The organism is Methanobacterium sp. (assembly GCF_038562635.1).
In the GTDB taxonomy this organism is placed as follows: Archaea; Methanobacteriota; Methanobacteria; order Methanobacteriales; family Methanobacteriaceae; genus Methanobacterium_D.
In genome coordinates this window covers 2,353,251-2,371,184 of record NZ_JBCFBO010000001.1, presented here as the reverse complement: position 1 = coordinate 2,371,184, position 17,934 = coordinate 2,353,251, and the positions used below count along the sequence as shown (strand labels likewise).

Below are 17,934 nucleotides of genomic sequence, written 5' to 3'. Positions count from 1 at the left end.
CTCCTTAATCTCTCTCGTATGGTCCGTACTTGCTTCTGGCAAATACTTCTACCCTGTTGTTAATGATTATCAAGAGTAAGATTATCACAATACCTGCAATTACCCCACCTAGTACTCCAAAGACTATGGTAATCCAGAAGCTTAAGAATACAATGAGACCGAAAGCAAATCCGGTTACAGGTCCACCATATTTAGAACAGAAATAAACTACATCTATACTATTTCTAGGACCTAATTCTGATTTTCTGGTCACGTCACCATGAATAGCAACTGGAATACCTCCACCAAATGGGTATTGCTGATATTCTCTTTCAGCACCGTAGTGAACATCCCCAGTGGATGAACCTATAGCACCTATTGTTATTCCCCAGAGCACTGCAAGCAGTGGTAATGGGAACGGGTGTCCTAATCCTTGAATTGGTAAGGTCATTAAGTATGATAATCCTACTATTAAAAATGTTACAATAAATCCATGTCCTGCTATTGGTCCTAAGTGTGATGTTATTACATCAAGGTACACAGGCTGATTAAATTGGGATTGACCAACAATCCTTCCTAAGTACGATGTTGTAGAATATACTGCATGAACCAAAGCAGTTGTTGCTGCACCTGCAGCTATCGCCATTATGACTGGTAGGTGTATTGTTGCCATGAGAACATATGCTAATGAACCTGCGATACCGACCATTGTACCCCAAAGTACTGGTTCGCCTGATACAGCCTTGTTAAACAATCTGTGAACATTACCCATCTGTGGGGCCAGTTGAACCTGAGAGTTTGGGTTACTCATAGAACCGATATCTGATTCAAGGTCCTCAGCAGCTCCTGCAATAGTAGCAGCAGCTCCCATAAGGGCAACAACACCTAATCCTGTTATCATAGGGTCTACCATGTTTTTTTCCTCCTCGTTTTCAATGAAATAAAAAAAATAGGTGTTTGCGTTACACCTATTTATTTAGCTGGAGAGATAAGAGCTCTTTCTCCTGCTGGTTCGAATTCCCGTAATGCACCTTTTGCAAACTCAGCACGTACGTTAGAGAAGTCAAATGCTAAGTTATCGTCTGCAAATGCGATTTTTACCAGTGGGTTAAATACAAATGCATCTTTCCTTGCAGCGTGTGCTGCCTGAGAAATACCTGCGTATTCTCCCTGGTGACCTACGTTCATAGCGTAGTTAGGATAGTTTGCTCCTCTTGCTTCAAGAGGTAATCCTTCGTCTCCACGGATAGCAAATGTATTTGCAGCACCACACTGATCCTGAAGGTCGTATCCGTAGAATCCAAGTCTGGAGTGCTGTTCTTTGTGTAAGTACATGGATAAATACCATCCACTTAAACCAGTTTGTGCATTTCCAGTTGCAAATGCAGTTGAACAACCTGCAGCTGCAGCAGTAACTGCTGCTCTTTGTGATCCACCGAACTGATCTTCAAGAAGTGCTGGATATTCTTCATACTGTTCTAATCCATAGAATGTAACTTCTGAAGCTACATCTAGAACTGTTTCCATAGTGTTTGGTGCTTCTGTCATTCCGTATTTGTCTTCTACATATTCTTTACCGAAATATGTGAAGTCGTCAAGAATATTATCTGTGTATGCTGCTGTAGCGTACTGAGTGAATCCTACACCACCTGACATGTATGAACCAAGCCAGATTTGGTCGTATAGCATTGCACCAGATGCAACAACATCAAGGGTTACCCGTACTGGGTCATCCATGTTTACTCTTGAAGACTGACATATGTCAGCCAAGAAACCGAATGCAATTCCACCAGGTTCGTTTTCCCCTCTTGCTCTTCTTACAGGGAGGTATGAACCCATGTGTACAACTTCTGCGTGTTTTGCAGCGTATGCGAAGTCACCAGTTGCGGCTTCCCCTGCTGCTTGTTTGTATGCAGAAATCATAGACATACCAATTTGCATAGCAGACCATCTTGAAGTTGTACCACCATCACAAGTCCTTGAAACTATAGTTGGTATTCTTACAACCTGCCACATTGCGTCCCCTACTTCAGCTTTTAAAACTTCAGCTTGTTCTTCAGGGAACATTTTGTTGATGTTTATAACAAATGCAGGGTCAATTTCGTCTGCTATTTCGTCGTTACCAGTGAAGATTTTCACGTAACTGTCGTATACTAATGATGGGTTTGTTTCCACCATGTGTTCTTGAACAACTGCTGCACCAGGCATAGCGTGGTTTACAGTTTCTAGGTAAGTAGTAATTGTCTCAGGAGTAACTTCTTTACCTAATCTTTTTTCAATAACGTTGTGTGCTGTGTTCAAACCCACAATAACAGTTCTTCTTATGTCATCCCAGAACTGTTGCATTGCAGCGTTGTTTACAAAGTGTAAGTCATCACCTTCCACGTATGTGTCGGTAGTTGAAATCTGGTAAGGCATAAGTACCCTTTGGCCGAGTGGTGTACCAACGTCTGGGTTGTACATCGGAATTCCACGTTTTTCGGCTATTTCTTTACCAGCTTTTACAAACTCGGTTTTCCTTTCAGATTGTTTCCAACCACCAAGGTCGTAGAAATGAGTTTTAGATTCTTCTGGGGCTTCTTCAAATTTCTTTTTTAAAGCTTCCATAAATTTTTTATCAGCCATATTAATCACCCTCCTGATTATTCAGGATAGAACCCACCTTGGGATCTTAGTACGTGTATTCTTTGACATACTTCAACTGCGTCTTTGTCGTCTCTGTATGCTTCACCATCTTTTCTGTAAATGGTGGTTTTATCTTTAAGGGTTTCTTCGTCTAATGGAGCTCCTAAAGCTACTGGTTCGTCGAGTTCGTCACCAATTTGGTTTTTGACGGCTTCTACTTGTCCAGTTTCTTTGTTCAGGATCTGCCTTCTGAGCATGTCAAACATCATACCGTCTTCATCAAGCCTTAAGGAGTGACCGTGAACAGATTTTCCTCTTATACCTGATCTTGCAGGGTCAAAGAATTCAGTTTCAAGGAGTTCTTTTGAGATTTTTTCAAGGTCTCTTTCTCTGGCTTCGATAATTTGTCTTCCAGAGAGAGTACCTGCATCTGCTCCTCTATATCTGCATAAATATGCTCTTGATCGGAGATATGGTTGAGCTGGAGCAAAATACATGGAGTCAGTAAACTGTATGTATCTTACTCTGTCACCGGCTTTAGCACCGTCGACAGGTTCAACGAGTTCCCTGATCGGGTCTTCTGGTTCATCCATTTCTTCAAGTGGTGGGTGAGCGCTTGGATATTCCTCACCAGGAGCTCTGTGTCCGAGTATGCTTACAACATCTTCGTCAGAGACTTCCCTCAGTTTTTCAAGTTCATATTCTGGATCTTGGAAATTACTTCTGTTTTGGGCAACCTTACTTGTTCCAGGATAATATTTTGCCATTATCATGCACCTCCTAGTGCTAACCTAACTTTTCTAATAATTTCATCCAACTTTTCTTGGGGACTGGTTTCTCCTCTAATTACGCCGCTTATTATATCCACAATTTCACCTTTTGTTTTAGGCTCCTCGGGCATTACAGCTTTAGTTTTGACACCAATCTTTGCAAAATCTTCAAAGTCAACTGGATATTCACAAATGATTACGCAAGGTTTCTCTACATGTCGAAGTATTAACCGGGCTTTGTACACAATGTGGTGTTTAACACCTCCGAGGTGTACCAGTATAAGTTTATGCATGTTTATTTGCTCTATTTCTGTTGGAGTAAGTCCAAAAAGACTGCCCCCTCCAGCTGCTGGAGCATCATGCGGAACACCGGCACCGGCATTCAACACGAGAGTACTTGTCATTATATTAGCTTCCCGTAACGCGAATGTTATCTCACAGACTGGTTTTGTTATGTGTCTCCTTCCAGGAGACATTGCTATTGTTAAAACATCACTGCCACTCTGGGCAAATGTCCCCCTTTGAGCAATTCCTCCTCCTTCACCCATACCCATCGCTACTCTGCAGTCTACGATGTGTGTGCCTTTACCAATCATTTTTCGTCTTTCCTCTTTAGTATTTGTGCTCTTTCACTGAGTTGTGCGTTCTGGTCAGTTAATCCAACCATTTCATCAGGAATATTATCTAATTCCTCGCCATATTTGAGCTGATCTGAAACTGTTTTCTGTTTTCTTATGAAGTGTCCAATATGGATGTTATATCCAAATGGTAAATGATCTTCACAAACTTCTTTTACATCTTCAATGACGTCTTCTGATTCGATTTCCAGTAGTATTCTACCGGGTTTCACTTGTACTTCTACTTCTTCTCCGCTTACAACCATAATTCTGCGGTCTGGGTGTCCTTCTCTCACTGGAGGAAGTCTCGGTCCGTGTATAATCATTCTTTTGATACCTTCGATGCTATCAAGATCATTTAATAATCTTTCAGCGGTATCTACGTTCAACAATCTGTGTGGAAATATCTCGATATCCATTGACTTAATGCCCCCAAGTTCGGATTACTTAAATATCGCCTTTTATGTCGGCAGCTGCTTCCACTACATATTTGAGTGGTTCTCGGAATTCATCAACTTGACTGTATACGTCTTTGATTAGTCCTGAGGTTGCTTCTGGGGAGAACATCTGTGTACCTGCATCAAGAGCCATTGCAGCCGCTACGCAAGGTATAGCGAATCCTTTACTGTGTCTTGTAACGATGTGGTTACCGTTAAAGATACCAGGTCCACCTCCACCATAGATGGAGTGACTGAAGAATGAAAATCCTACTGCTACACCTTCAGCTCTACCGAAGTCCACACCAGGTAATCCTGTTGCGAATTCAATAATATCGTTGTAGTATAACAATGTTGAGGATACACCCTGAGCTGCTCTTGCAGCACCCTGGTTGACCATAGTAGCTGCCATTTGTCCTGCTGCGTTGTATGCATTCCATTTGGCCAGGTCATCTGTTCCGTATAATTTGAAGTCGCCGCCCATTTCTTTTTCGACGCCTATTACACCATCTTCAGATGCTCTGTTAACTAGGTCCAGTATAACAGATCCTACTGTTCCTTCTTTACCGTTGTCTTTTACAAGATCATATACAATGTTATCAGCATTCATTCCTTGGTAAGCTAAACCAAGAAGGTGCATTCTTTCGAATCTTCCTGTTGCATCTCCCATTTCAAACATAGCTGTTTGTTCGAGGATTGTTGACAAAGCTGCTGCTTGCATTGTGTTTTTGAGAGTTGTTGCAACGACGTGGTTAACCGGAATGTTTCTTAATGCGTAACCTGGACCTTCTAATTTCTGAGGTACATCCAGCATGGTAGCCATGTTTCCACCTGCGTATTCTACGGTTTGTGGATATCTACCTAATACTGCTGCTTTTACCACGTTTGCATCATACATTCCAACGTCAAACTGGTTAACTATAGCCTGAATAAACGCTGACGCAGTTACTAATGATGTTGCTGAGTATTCAGCTGCTGCTTCAAGCCTTAGTGATGGTATTTGTACTAATGCTCTCTTTCCGCCTGCTAAAAGTTCGACTTTTGTGTCGTCGCCTTCTTCCACAAGAATCATTTCTTTTGCTTCTTGTGCGATGGCTTCAGCATTTCCGACTATGTCGAGATCTAATTCTCTTCCTAAAATTTTTCCTCCGGCAACCTTTCCGGATCTTAGAGCGTTCTCTATACCTTCTAGGTTAACTGCTATGGTCCTCTTAATACCCTGAACGATACTTCTGATCGCTGGGTTTCTCAAAGGACTTAGGGCTTCTAGTGGAACTTGTTCTTCAACAAGATTGCCTCTGTCGTCGTACAAGTCGATCTTATCTTCAAATCTTGCCATTTTTTCCCTCCTGAGAAAATTTTCGCATATCAATTCCTATTTAAAGTACCAATCCTCCGATATAAATGAGCCTTGCCAGCACTCATTTATAATAGAATCATTTTTAGTACATATTGATATACGAGACTGAATTTGTAGTCTTATATATTATTAAACTTTCTTTCTGATTAAAGTAGAAAGACTTATAAAGTATAATCGTCTTATGTTTATCTAGTATATTTTATCACTTTTTGATGCAATTAGTTCAATTTTTTTAGGAAATTATTTATTTTATGTGTTAAAACAAAGTAGATACTATGCAAATCGTAGCTGACGTAGGTGGAATACCTGGAAAAGACTGTAACGGTTTTTGTAAATACTGTTACTTTAGAAAAGTAAAAGGCACAGAAGCTCTAGGATGCAAAAATTGTTCGCTAGGTAAAGTTGGATGTGACAGCTGTACAACTGGTATTAGAGAGATAGGGAACGAATTTCAATCACCTTTTTTTGTTATAAGCTCTGTACAAAACTCCCTTATGTTAGGAGACTATCGTGATGCTAATTTAAAAGTAAATATAAGTGGTGGAGGAGATGTAAGCTGTTACCCTTATCTCTTTGACATCGTTTCTGCATTCTCGGATTTTGGACTCCCAATACATCTTGGATATACCAGCGGTAAAGGTATTACTGATGCTAAAATGGCAGAAGATCTTGTTTCAAAGGAAGTTAGTGAAGTAACATTTACTGTTTTCTCCACAGATCCAAATATAAGAAGAGAATGGGTAAACGATAAAACTGCCGAAGAATCCATTAAGGCCCTTCAAATATTCTGTGAAAGCTCAGAGGTACATGCTGCTTCTGTTATAGTGCCTGGAGTAAATGACGGCGAAGATTTATTTAAAACATGCTCCACTTTAGAAGACTGGGGTGCCAAAGCATTTATACTCATGCGATTCGCTAATTTCAGGAATCAAGGCTTAATATTAGGTAATGAACCAATATTAGACGGAGTAGTTCCCCATGAACTTGACGAATTCGAAGCGTTAGTTAGAAAAATAAACGACGAATTCAATTTCAAAGTTACAGGAACTCCACTTTGCGATCCTGACAACGATACTCCTTTTGCAATTTCAAAGGATAAAAATAAAGATTATTTAGATATACTATCCAAAATCACTTCCGAAGCCACTATCTTAACAAGTAAAGTTGCAGCTCCATTTATAGAAAAAATAATTGGAAATATTGAAGCGTCTGATCTTGTTAATGTTGTTGCAGTAGATCAGGATATCGGATGCCTTATTACTCAAAAAGACCTTGAAGAGGTAGATTTCAGCCAGTTAAAAGAGACTGTGATAATACCCGGCCGTGCATATGTACACGATAAAATTGCTGAAGAAGTTTTAAGCAGTGATGGGGTAGATCGGCTGGTTGCAAGAGGCCCTGATAAATTAACTGCTGATGGGGAAATGAGCGGAACTTTAAGCCCCCAAGATGCTCTAAAGCAAGAATTAATCGCTTTTGAAGATTTAATAGGCGCAATAAATTTCTTTGGAGTTCGAAGATAGATTAAAAATCTCCCTACCTGTTTTTTTTAAATGAATATTTAAATTACTTAAACTTCATTATTACTATGTAAAATTAGTAAAAATTGAATACAGGGATATCATGTCAAAAAGCATTAAGATTACCGTTTTAACTCCTGAATTTTATAATTATGGTGCAATGCTCATTGCAGGTGTTTTAAAAGATACAGGATACAATGTAGATATTCAAAAAGGTTTTGAAGGAATAATAGATGCCGACGTTGTTTTAATAAGTCTTCATTCTACCATACATCTACTCAAATACAGAGAAGAAATTGAAAAAATTAATAGTTTTAAAATAGTTGGCGGACCAGTAAGTAACAGTCCAGAACTTGTTTTCAAATATCTATCTGTTGATGCAGTTATTATTGGAGAAGGTGAAAGCAGTACCCTCAAAATTCTTGAAAAGATTGAGGCCGATGATCATGAAGCTGATCAACTTAATGAAATTGAAGGCATTGCTTTTAAAAAGGGAAATGAAATAATCAAAACTAAAAAAACAGCATCTTCACCTATGATACGGCCATTACCATTAATACCTGACGATATCTCATCTGAAAACATACGAGGAGCAAATGTATACATCGAAACCCATAGAGGATGCCCAGGTAACTGTGGATTCTGCCAGGTGCCATGCTTCTTTGGAAGGGATGTCAGGAGCCGGACACTTGACGATATTATAATTGAAGTCAAAGAATTTCTTAAAAAAGGAGCTAAGCGAATTGCTATAAGTGGTGGGACCGGATCTTTATACGGCAGTAAAAAATTTAAAATTACAGATGAATATGCATTTACTGAACTTTTAAAGGAAATAAGCAGTTTAACAGGCCCTCAAAATCTTACAATTCCAGATATTCGTATTGATATGATGAACGATGAAATACTGGAAGCTGTTAAAAATTATACCAACGGATGGATCTTTTTTGGCATAGAGTCTGGAAGTGACAGAATGCTGAGGAAGATGAAAAAGGGAATAAAAGTTGATGATGTTAAAGACGCCATTGAAGCTGCACGAAAACACAGCATCAAGATAGCTGGATCTTTTATAGTCGGATATCCTGGTGAAAGTGAAGATGACTTTGAAGCTACAGTCGAACTTGCCGATGAATTAATGCTTGATGATTATTTTGTAAGCATCGCAGAGCCAATTCCAGGAACACCCCTTGCAGATGATGTAATTAAAACTCCTTTAAATGAAAATCTGCTGTTTATAAAAAGTGATAAATACAAGAATTACGAATTGAGCATTGCAGAAGAACGCTGCCTTAATTTAATGTTGGATTCCTACGTATTTAGAAGCATTCCAGTAGCTATGACTGATAATTTATTTAAAACATTGTTAGAAGAAACTAAATCGCAGGGAAACCATATAAGGGCTGTGACAGAAATGATACTGTAATAGGGAAATGATAATTTTAACAAATTAAAATTAGCTCATAAAATATTTCTCTTCAATCAAAAATTTTTATATTGCTTTTTTTAATCCATTTATGAACTGATCAACCAATCTCTACACATTTCATAGAATGATTTTAAAAAACTTGATCTTGACTGCTCTCAATAAATTCTGTAAATTTTTCAATCTTGTTAATTGTTGAATTACTTAATATGTGTTCCATTGCACATGCTTCTTTCTCAGCAGTAGTATCATCAACACCTAAAACATCTAAAAATTTTTTAAGGGTGTTGTGCTTATGTATAATACCCTCTGCAATTTGTATTCCCATTTCATTTAATTTTATTTCACCATATTTTTCCCGGGATACAAGTTTCAGCTTGGAAATTTTATTAACCGCTTCCACCACACTTGAAGGCTTAACATCAAGTTTTTCAGCTATGTCAGTTACCCTGATTGATCCTTTAACCTTTCTCAAGTTGTACATCACTTCAATATAATCTTCAATGCTTTTTGTTAACTTAGGTAAATCTTCGTTTATCTCAATCATTTGTATACATCCATTATCATTTCTTCAAGATTCTTACCTCTTGGGACCATGACATCTATCGATTTATCTGATAAAACGTATTTTGGGCCTTCACCCACTCCAGTACTTACCAAAACATCTACCTTTTCTTTTTCTAAAAATTCAGCAGTTTCAATTCCTTTCTTTTTCTCCAGTGTAGTTCCGGGATTATCTTTAACTACAGTACTAATTATTTGGCCCTTGACCACATCTGCAATTAAAATATAATGCGCTCTGGCAAAATGTTCAGAAATATCAGACTGCAAACCCTTTTTATTCTCCACAAGAACTGCAACCCTTAACCTTTCCTTTTTAAAAGGTTCTATCTGAACCGTTAAACTGTCTAAATTTTTAATTCTACCTTTTACGGCCTTTTTTATATTTCCGGTAATCTCAGATGCATTTTTCACTGATAATCCTTTTTTGGTTTCAAGATGTAGTTCTGCAAATACAAAGGGACCTGATCTTCTAACTTTAATAGCATGTACCCCTTCAACACCAGCAACATTTTCGGCAATAGTTCTAATTTCTTCAATCTTTTCAGGATCCATGTTGGCATCCAAAAGAACAAGTATATCATCTTTTGCCAATTTAAAGCCCATGTAAATGATTAAAAGTGCAACCAGAATTCCTGAAATTCCCTGTATTCTTAAATAACCCATGTAAGAGGATAGTATACCTACAAAAACGATTATTGACGAAAATATATCGATAAAACTGTGTTTTCCATCATTAATAAGTGCCTGAGAACCTATTGTTCTACCTATCTCCTGTTTATATCTTGCAAGTAAAAACGAAACTAATGCCGAAAGAGCAGCGGCAAAGAGGGCAACAAGAGGTATTTCGATTGTACTTGGACTTAAAAACGCGTTATAAGAATCTAAAGCTATTTCTATACCTGTTATAACTATTATTACAGATATTATCAAAGATGCAAATGATTCAATCTTATAATAGCCATAAGGAAATTTTTCATCTGGCATTCGCATGGATAGTTTTAATCCAATGTATACTGCCAGAGATGCAACTATATCAGAAAAAGAGTGAATAGAATCTGCTATTAAAGCTATACTTCCAGATAAAAACCCAATTACACCTTTAAATAATGCAAGTAAAAGATTTATTAAGCTGGAATCTATAGCTGCTTTTCCTCCTTTCTTTAAGTTATTTTTAGCTTCGTTATTCATCCAAACACATCATGTTCAACTTGTTATCCTTGTATCGATCTTCCATTTAGCACTTCTTTGTACGATCTGTATTTTTTAGAGTTATAGACTGAAGATACGTTCAATCCTTCAAAGTGTTTCTCAATTTCATACATCTGATCCTTTGATAGGTGACCTTCAGGCGAATGCCTTAAAGGAGTATTTATATAAACTTTATCCGGCTGAATTTCCGCTGCAATCTTTGCCAATTCACCTGCATAATCCTTATTTTTTTCAATAAACATAGTTTGGAGTTCTAATCTTCCTTCGAAAGAACTTTTAAATTTTTTAATCCATTTTAGGATATCTCCAAAATGTAAACCTTTTACAGGACGGTTTATTTCTTCAAAAAGAGAATAATTGTATGCATCAAGTTTTGCAACAACTATATCCAGGTCCCTTAATGTCCTTCGCATTTTTCCTAGAGGGAGTGTTGAAGAATTAGTCATGATTGCAACTGGCAAGTCTGTAAGTCCCCTTATAACTTCAATTATTTCATCAAGGTTTTTTGCAAGGGTTGGCTCACCATAACCCGAAATTGTCACTACATCGGCACTTGCTCCAGGTAGAACTCGTTTTAAATCTTCTTCAATTCTATCTGTGCTTATAAATATTTCTTTTTGAATTGTTTTATTGAGTGTAGGGCCAACCTGACAGTATACACAGTCAAAAGAACAAACATTTTGACATAAAGGGTCTACACCTACGGATTTACCAAATCGCCATGATGACACAGGACCAAATACAGTTTTCATATTATTACCTCACATAAGACATGTCTAAATTAAATCCACTGCAAATCGTTAATTAATTATCTTCAATTTTTAATGCTTCATTTGGACATACATCTACACAGGATTCGCACAAACTGCATTCATCCATATTTTGAATCACAATTTTATCTCCATCAAGTATAAGGACTTCCATGGGACATACATCTGCGCATTCTTCACATTTTTCCCCATCACATTTATCGTGATCAATTATTATTCTGACCATATACATCACCTGTTTACAATTTCAATGTTATTCACCAATTATGCAGATATTATTCCATCTTTCATACCTGAAAATGCAAATTACTGCACTACTCATTTTAGGACCCAAACTGCCCCCAATGATCAGGTGTTTTCATGTAGATCCATTATTTAGTACCATATTCTCAATTTTAGCTACAATTTTCAGTATTTTTTCCGAGGTTTTAGACTCCTCATTTTCAATTAATAACCCACTATGTTCTTTAGGACTAACTTCAATAGGAACAGCACCTAATAACTGTATCCCTGTTTTTGATGCTATTTCACTGCCCCCGCCATTTCCAAATATAGGTATCTCTGTTTCGCATTCTGGACAGATGAGTCCCGACATATTTTCTACGATTCCCAGTACCTCGATTTTTAAATGCCTGACCATGTTTATGGATTTTTCCACATCATCCAAAGATACTGTGTGGGGCGTGGTGACCATTATTATACCATCAATGGATGGGATTGACTGTAAAATTGCTAAATGCTCATCACCAGTGCCTGGAGGGCAGTCAATTATCAAGATATCAAGATTACCCCAGGATACATCTGAAAGAAATTGCCGTATTGCCGCCGTCTTTTTAGGACCTCTCCATATTATTGGCGAATTTTCATCAGATAAAAGGAACTGTGAAGACATTACTTTAAGGTTTTCTCCTGCTTCTACAGGCAATATTCCCTCTTCATTAACTTTAAGGCCTATTTTTCCAATTTTAAGCATTTTTGGAACGTTAGGACCGTGTATATCCACGTCCATAATACCCGTTTTGTAACCTTTGTTTGCAAAAGATGCTGCAATATTCACTGCCATTGTAGATTTGCCTACTCCTCCTTTTCCACTCATAACTGCAATTTTATGCTTTATCTGGTCCATTCTCTTTGTAATAATAATATCCTGTTGCATGTAAGCTAATTTCTGTTCCTGATTTTCCTGTTCTTTAATCATGTTATTTGTCCTCTTTATATCCTAAAAATAAAAAATATAAATTCAAACTCGAAAAGTAGTTTGAATTTATATAAATGGCTGATTTGAAGATTTAATTAAATATAAATTTAGGAAATTTAACAGTCCTTTCCATTACAGGAATTTTCATCTGCAGCTTCTAGATTACCCCTTTTCCATTCTTTTAAAACGTCTTTAACTCTTCCAGATGCCCCTGAAAATATTTCCATTTCACCATCACCCAACATGGAAACAGCTTTTGACCCTAAATTCCCACAAATTAATATATCTGCTTTTGAATTCATTATGATCTCTGCGGGCGTCTTAGAGCCGCCGCTATGCTTACTAAAAATTTCAATTACTTCAATATCTTTGATTTCTCCATCTTCATATCTAATTAAAGTGAAATAGGGTGTTTTTCCAAAGTGAGTTGAAATGTCTGCCAGTAAACCTCTTTTATCAAGGGTAGGTATGCTTATAACAGTTATTTTCACCACATCCATCTTCCACTATTTAATCTGCCCCACATAGTTGAGTGCCGCATTCCGGACATTTGGTATTTCTACATGGAACCCCTGGTATTTTAGGGGATTCATATCCACAATTTGGACATTTACAAACTCTTGGTTGACCTGCTCCCATTCCACCGCCGAATCCTCTCCTTCTTCCCATTCCAGGTTGTCCTGCGAGTGTTTGAGCCTCTTCAGCTGTGCTGATTTTATAAATGTACTCGGATCCACAATCCGGACATTTTTCATATTCTTTTTCAGGGCTGTACCATTCAAAGCTACAGCTTTTACATTTATACCTTTCATTATCTGCCACAAAATCTCCTCCCTTAATTTTAATCATTTTACCCTCAATAATGGCCTTTGCAACTTTTCCTCGAGCCAGATTTAAAATCCTGTGAAATGTTGGTTGCGAAACATCCATGATCTCTGCTGCTTTTCCTTGTTTAAGGTCTTGATAATCTTTTAACCTTATTGCTTCAATTTCATCCATTGTAACCTCTACTGGATCAGCATGGCAATTATCTCCATTTAAATCTGGTCTGAAGCACCTGATTTGATGCTCCTGGAATATTCTTCTGAATCTTCTCGGCCTCACCATGTTATGAATATATATTCATAATTATTATATAAAGGTTTTGAATATTTATTCATAACTAAAAAGTAAACAATATTTAGCATAATAAAAAAGCAGAAATTAAAGTTTTAATTTATTTAAATCAATTTATTACTCTTTAAAATCATATATAACTATCATGCATACGTTTTAAATTTTTTTGAATAAATAAATTGCTTATTAAAACATTTAAATTAGTTTTTAACTATTAAAATTAAAAATTAACCTAGATATACTGATGAAAAATCTAAAGATATTTATCCATCCTAATTTAAATATAGCTGCACTAACTTGTGAATAAATTAGCATAATGCCCATATTTACATATATCCCAAATTACTTCTTTTTGAGATTAATTAAGGTTATTTCACTTCTAGAACCGGATCTCATTGGGGGGCCCCATGTTCCAGTTCCAGGAGATACATAAACTTGTGTTCCATTATGGTTATATAATCCCTGGAAATAAGGAAAAACAAGTTTTCCAAGGAAATTCAATGGGAAGATCTGCCCTTTATGGGTGTGTCCTGAAAGTTGCAGGTCAATACCTGCTTCACTTGCAAATTCAACTTCTATAGGTACGTGATACATGAGAAGTGAAGGTTTTGATTTATCAATATTTAACCCCGGAAGTACAGTTTTAAGGTAATTTCTCTGGGTTGAATACCCCACACCAACTATCTGCAAACCTTCAAATTCAACCACTTCATTTTGCAGTATATTAATCTTCGTAGTTTTAAGAACCTCAAAAACGTTTTCCAACCCTTCATACATATCATGATTGCCTGTTACAAAAAAAATCCGAGATTTAAGTTTATTAATTGAATCAAACATAGAAGGGTGTAAACCTACAGTTCCTTCAACAAGGTCTCCTGTTATTAATACAAGATCTGGATTTAAAAGGCTAATTTTTTTAACTATTTCTTTCATAAATCCAGAATTTCTGATAGGTCCAATATGAGTATCACTTATTTGAGCAATTCTCAATTCTCGCTCTAAATTTAGTATTGGTATCTCAATTTCATTAATATTTAGATGCAAGCTGTTAACAATTGAATATGCACTTATAACTGAAGCGACTATAATTACTGCAATTCCTGCAGTAAATGACGGAATATTGAATACAAAGTTCAATATTTCATAACCAAGAAGAGTATACCCTAAAACAAGTGCAACACCCATCCACGTAGCAGATAACGTGTAAACTATACGCGTAAATTCATTGGATAAGGTACCTTCAAGTATCGCTGCAACAGGATAAGCAGCGGTAAATATAATTACCATTATTGTGATTATAGTCTGAGATACGCTTAACAGCATGCCTAATCTATTAAAAATATAATAATCAATAGCTAAGAATCCTAAAAAAAATATAGATAAAAATAGAGCAAGCTGAATAATTCTCCTCATTTTTAGACTCCAATACAAAACCAGTTTTTAATCTTCTTATAGTTAATTCTATATCACATAATATTTTAATTTTTTTATATTATCTCTAAATTATAAAAATAATTAGATAATAAACTCCCCTTTAATAATAAAATAAAAAATCAGGTGAAAATCAAAGCGCTTTTTTAATATTTAGAGCTATAACTAAAGAATAGAAGATTCAGGTAACAGCTTAACCAGAATATAATCGTACATCAAAGATCTCCTTATTTCTGAAACATCTTCTAAAATGTACTCATCCACCTTAACTTTTCCAATTTCATCTTTATATTCATCATAATTCAGTTTAACCCTTACCCCATCCAGCTGACTTACAACTGGTGCTGGTGAATAAACATCTTTTACTGCGGGTATCTGGTTTTCAATCTCCGTTTTTACAAGTATTGAGGGCACAATAGGTGGATCTTCAGTTATTTCTTTCCTTCTATCATCAAGGATTCCCTCAACAGTTTCAGCCAGACTTCTTAGGGCCCTTATATTTTCTCCACGTTTAAGCCTGCTTGGAATTCTACCCAATCCTCCAACATATGCACTTGCCCCTGGAATATCATCGACATCTATATCCGGAGCTCCAGTTACGACTACAGGGATTTCAAGGTCTTCAAAAAGATGTGTTTTGTCTAATATACACTCCCTAAAGCTTCCAAGTGCAAAAACAGCCAGATCATGTTCTTCGATTAGCTTTTTTTCATCCTGTGAAATTCGAGATATGCCCTTTCCAGCTCCACGGGAAAGCCCGATCATGTTGTCCTTTGCCCCATATCTCCTAAGATATTCAGAAATATCACACGCAGAATGAGGAAGGTGCTGCCTTGCAAGAGTTGGAGAAACTATAGCAATCTCTGTACCTGCCATTGGGGCTATTTTTACGGTTCCAAGGAGCTCTTTTGCCTTTTCCTGGACCTTATCCACGTCTTCTATTGGAACAGCAAGTGTTATAACGAGATCCATTTGACTCAGGTTTTCCTGAAGTACAAATCCTCCCAGATCTTCTATAAGCTCTGTAATCTCTTCATGCTTGTGAACTCCTCCAGTGTAAGTTAAGGTTTCATACATAATCTTTTCTCCAGAATGTTATACCTCATTTCAGCTCTTTCTATTGCAGATAAAGGCACATTTTTGTGGGAGGGTATTTCAACAGTTTCTACATCTTCATTTACCACGTTATCTTTCATATAATCCGGATAAACCACAAAATTATAATCTTTATCAGCCACGCTAAAACCCATATCTTTTACTATCTCCTTTAAAAAATTTGAATAAACTTTTACTTTTATCTTTCGATTTTTTTTGGATCCCACAATTTCTTTAATTTCGTAATCTAAAGGGGAAGTTTCAAACTTCTCAGAAAGCATTTCTATACTTTCTTTAATCTGTGAGAACGTATTCAGTTTAATTTTAATAGATTTAGTGGCTAATTTAGTTTCAGATAAAACAACAGCTATATCTGCTCCAACTGAATCTGGAGTTTTATTTACTACATAGTTTGAAATACCTGCAAGTTTTACGATTTCTTCACACATAGGAGTTGTTACAACTTTTAAGGAAAATTTCATAGTCTACCCTTGGTTTTAAAATATTTAAATTTGATGTTTTTATCAGTTAAAATAAACCAAACACAGCTAAAATCATCAAAAAATTTTCAATTTTTTAGGCGTTAGAAATTCACCGAATTTTTAATATAATAAAAGTAATATAATAATTATTACAAACAAAAGTGTATCCTATTTATTAAACAGCACATCTTAAAAAGGTTCAAATTGGCTTAAAAAATGTAATTTAAATTAAAAATATTTATGATTAATTAAAAGAGTGATTAATATGAAAATAGATGATATCAAAGGTAAAGAAGTAATAGATGGAAAAGGAAATGTAGTTGGAGAAGTAGAAGATATCGATTTAGATTTTAGAAACCGCAGAATTGAAGGCCTTGTACTTCGAGAAGCAAGCATCACTGGCAAAATAGGACGTGGAGAAACCAAAGTTATCCCATGCAATATGGTCGATACAATTGGAGAAAAAGTACTTCTAAAAGGAAAACCACTTACACAAGAAGATTTAGACGTTATAACTGGTGGAGAATAATTAAATCTAAAAATAATAGAAAATAAAATAATTATTTAAATAAAACAATATTAGACATACTTAGATCATTCCACAGTATCTTCCTGAAATTTAAATTTAATAAATGCCACGACTACTCTCTGGAAAAATTCCCTTTTATTATACTCAGATAGATTATCATAAATTGATAACAGTTCATGGGTATCAAAAAGATGATTATCTATCCCCTTTTTAATTATTAATTCTTCCAGTTCAATATCTTTTTCAGGTTCTTTAGTGAAATTGTTGAAAAATGACCCGCCCATACTCATTTTGTACTCTTCTACCATTGATTCTATTGTTTTATCATCGTCATTCAAGCCCATCATCCTCTTAAATTTTCATCCTTTTATTCAAATTTTAGTTTGGTTTAATATATCATTAGTTTTATATGCATGATCAAAACACTTAAATACTATTTTAAATCAATGAAATTCCTTAAATTCTGTAAATAAGCAGTTGTTAATAATGTTATGAAAACATTTATATAATAACTTAACCGTATATTTAAATAAGACCAACTTAGTTTTGGTCGAAGGAAGTGAATGAATTGTTCGGAACAGATCAAGGTCCAAAAACTGCCCCTATTTCAGAAGGGGAAGAATATGATGTTAAGATAGAAGATGTGGGTAAAGAAGGCGATGGAATTACCCGTATAAATGGTTTTGTGGTATTTGTACCAGGTACAAAAGCTGGAGAGGAAGTTAAAGTTAAAATTGTTTCTGTAAGAAGACGTTTTGGTTTTGCTGAAAAAGTTAGTTAAAATTGTTCTGTAAAGACATTTGGGTACTGAA

21 protein-coding genes are annotated in these 17,934 nt (G+C 36.0%); 4 read left to right on the top strand and 17 right to left on the bottom strand.

What is annotated here, in order from left to right:
* Nucleotides 1–4 precede the first annotated feature (4 nt).
* From mtrE to mcrB, 6 genes are read right to left on the bottom strand one after another with little or no spacing between them, the layout of a single operon-like run.
* Nucleotides 5–892 carry a tetrahydromethanopterin S-methyltransferase subunit E gene (gene mtrE, locus AAGU07_RS11665; RefSeq protein WP_342459239.1) on the bottom strand — a complete coding sequence of 296 codons (888 nt, stop codon included), beginning with the start codon at nt 890–892 and terminating at the stop codon, nt 5–7.
* Between the two features lie 59 nt (nt 893–951).
* Nucleotides 952–2,604, bottom strand: coding sequence for a coenzyme-B sulfoethylthiotransferase subunit alpha (mcrA, locus tag AAGU07_RS11660; RefSeq protein ID WP_342459238.1), 1,653 nt, complete (start codon nt 2,602–2,604; stop codon nt 952–954).
* Between the two features lie 17 nt (nt 2,605–2,621).
* Nucleotides 2,622–3,371 (bottom strand): coenzyme-B sulfoethylthiotransferase subunit gamma, encoded by a 750-nt coding sequence (gene mcrG / locus AAGU07_RS11655; protein WP_069583246.1) that lies wholly within the window; start codon nt 3,369–3,371, stop codon nt 2,622–2,624.
* Between the two features lie 2 nt (nt 3,372–3,373).
* Nucleotides 3,374–3,970, bottom strand: a complete 597-nt coding sequence (gene mcrC / locus AAGU07_RS11650) for a methyl-coenzyme M reductase I operon protein C (RefSeq protein WP_069583232.1) — start codon at nt 3,968–3,970, stop codon at nt 3,374–3,376.
* Entirely contained in the window at nt 3,967–4,410 is a 444-nt protein-coding gene (mcrD, locus tag AAGU07_RS11645; RefSeq protein WP_342459237.1) for a methyl-coenzyme M reductase operon protein D, read from the bottom strand. The genes mcrC and mcrD overlap by 4 nt, the downstream gene beginning before the upstream one ends.
* Nucleotides 4,411–4,438: 28 nt before the next feature.
* A complete protein-coding gene (gene mcrB / locus AAGU07_RS11640; RefSeq protein ID WP_048081843.1) occupies nt 4,439–5,767 on the bottom strand; it encodes a coenzyme-B sulfoethylthiotransferase subunit beta in 1,329 nt (442 codons plus the stop codon).
* Nucleotides 5,768–6,063: 296 nt separating this feature from the next.
* On the opposite strand from mcrB, the gene mmp10 reads away from it, so the two are divergent.
* Both mmp10 and AAGU07_RS11630 read left to right on the top strand, forming a co-directional pair.
* The gene (mmp10, locus tag AAGU07_RS11635; protein WP_342459236.1) at nt 6,064–7,311 is read left to right on the top strand and encodes a methyl coenzyme M reductase-arginine methyltransferase Mmp10; all 1,248 of its coding nucleotides are present in this window, start codon (nt 6,064–6,066) and stop codon (nt 7,309–7,311) included.
* Between the two features lie 100 nt (nt 7,312–7,411).
* On the top strand, nt 7,412–8,728 hold the full coding sequence (locus AAGU07_RS11630; protein WP_342459235.1) for a methyl-coenzyme M reductase glutamine C-methyltransferase: 1,317 nt from the start codon (nt 7,412–7,414) through the stop codon (nt 8,726–8,728).
* A 133-nt stretch (nt 8,729–8,861) separates the two neighbouring features.
* On the opposite strand, the gene AAGU07_RS11625 is transcribed toward AAGU07_RS11630, so the two are convergent.
* The 10 genes from AAGU07_RS11625 to AAGU07_RS11580 all read right to left on the bottom strand — a co-directional run bounded on the left by AAGU07_RS11625 (nt 8,862) and on the right by AAGU07_RS11580 (nt 16,593).
* On the bottom strand, nt 8,862–9,275 hold the full coding sequence (locus tag AAGU07_RS11625) for a metal-dependent transcriptional regulator (RefSeq protein ID WP_342459234.1): 414 nt from the start codon (nt 9,273–9,275) through the stop codon (nt 8,862–8,864).
* Nucleotides 9,272–10,480 (bottom strand): cation diffusion facilitator family transporter, encoded by a 1,209-nt coding sequence (locus AAGU07_RS11620; protein WP_342459233.1) that lies wholly within the window; start codon nt 10,478–10,480, stop codon nt 9,272–9,274. The genes AAGU07_RS11625 and AAGU07_RS11620 overlap by 4 nt, the downstream gene beginning before the upstream one ends.
* 23 nt (nt 10,481–10,503) lie before the next feature.
* The gene (locus AAGU07_RS11615; RefSeq protein ID WP_342459232.1) at nt 10,504–11,253 is read right to left on the bottom strand and encodes a radical SAM protein; all 750 of its coding nucleotides are present in this window, start codon (nt 11,251–11,253) and stop codon (nt 10,504–10,506) included.
* A 52-nt stretch (nt 11,254–11,305) separates the two neighbouring features.
* Entirely contained in the window at nt 11,306–11,497 is a 192-nt protein-coding gene (locus AAGU07_RS11610; protein WP_342459231.1) for a 4Fe-4S binding protein, read from the bottom strand.
* A gap of 132 nt (nt 11,498–11,629) precedes the next feature.
* On the bottom strand, nt 11,630–12,469 hold the full coding sequence (locus AAGU07_RS11605; RefSeq protein WP_342459230.1) for an Mrp/NBP35 family ATP-binding protein: 840 nt from the start codon (nt 12,467–12,469) through the stop codon (nt 11,630–11,632).
* 116 nt (nt 12,470–12,585) lie between these two features.
* Complete coding sequence (locus AAGU07_RS11600; protein ID WP_342459229.1) at nt 12,586–12,960, bottom strand: NifB/NifX family molybdenum-iron cluster-binding protein; 375 nt, start codon at nt 12,958–12,960, stop codon at nt 12,586–12,588.
* 19 nt (nt 12,961–12,979) lie between these two features.
* On the bottom strand, nt 12,980–13,576 hold the full coding sequence (locus tag AAGU07_RS11595) for a DUF134 domain-containing protein (protein ID WP_342459228.1): 597 nt from the start codon (nt 13,574–13,576) through the stop codon (nt 12,980–12,982).
* A gap of 351 nt (nt 13,577–13,927) precedes the next feature.
* On the bottom strand, nt 13,928–14,998 hold the full coding sequence (locus AAGU07_RS11590; RefSeq protein ID WP_342459227.1) for a metallophosphoesterase: 1,071 nt from the start codon (nt 14,996–14,998) through the stop codon (nt 13,928–13,930).
* Nucleotides 14,999–15,181: 183 nt separating this feature from the next.
* On the bottom strand, nt 15,182–16,093 hold the full coding sequence (locus tag AAGU07_RS11585; RefSeq protein WP_342459226.1) for a methanogenesis marker 7 protein: 912 nt from the start codon (nt 16,091–16,093) through the stop codon (nt 15,182–15,184).
* Entirely contained in the window at nt 16,078–16,593 is a 516-nt protein-coding gene (locus tag AAGU07_RS11580; protein WP_342459225.1) for a hypothetical protein, read from the bottom strand. The genes AAGU07_RS11585 and AAGU07_RS11580 overlap by 16 nt, the downstream gene beginning before the upstream one ends.
* Nucleotides 16,594–16,858: 265 nt before the next feature.
* Here AAGU07_RS11580 and AAGU07_RS11575 point away from each other — a divergent pair, with 265 nt between their 5' ends.
* On the top strand, nt 16,859–17,122 hold the full coding sequence (locus AAGU07_RS11575) for a PRC-barrel domain-containing protein (protein WP_342459224.1): 264 nt from the start codon (nt 16,859–16,861) through the stop codon (nt 17,120–17,122).
* Nucleotides 17,123–17,187: 65 nt separating this feature from the next.
* Here the strand turns inward: AAGU07_RS11575 and AAGU07_RS11570 are convergent, their stop codons facing one another.
* Entirely contained in the window at nt 17,188–17,460 is a 273-nt protein-coding gene (locus tag AAGU07_RS11570; protein WP_342459223.1) for a hypothetical protein, read from the bottom strand.
* 230 nt (nt 17,461–17,690) lie between these two features.
* Between AAGU07_RS11570 and AAGU07_RS11565 the strand changes: the two genes are divergently transcribed.
* Nucleotides 17,691–17,903 carry a TRAM domain-containing protein gene (locus AAGU07_RS11565; RefSeq protein ID WP_342459374.1) on the top strand — a complete coding sequence of 71 codons (213 nt, stop codon included), beginning with the start codon at nt 17,691–17,693 and terminating at the stop codon, nt 17,901–17,903.
* The last annotated feature ends 31 nt before the right edge of the window (nt 17,904–17,934 follow it).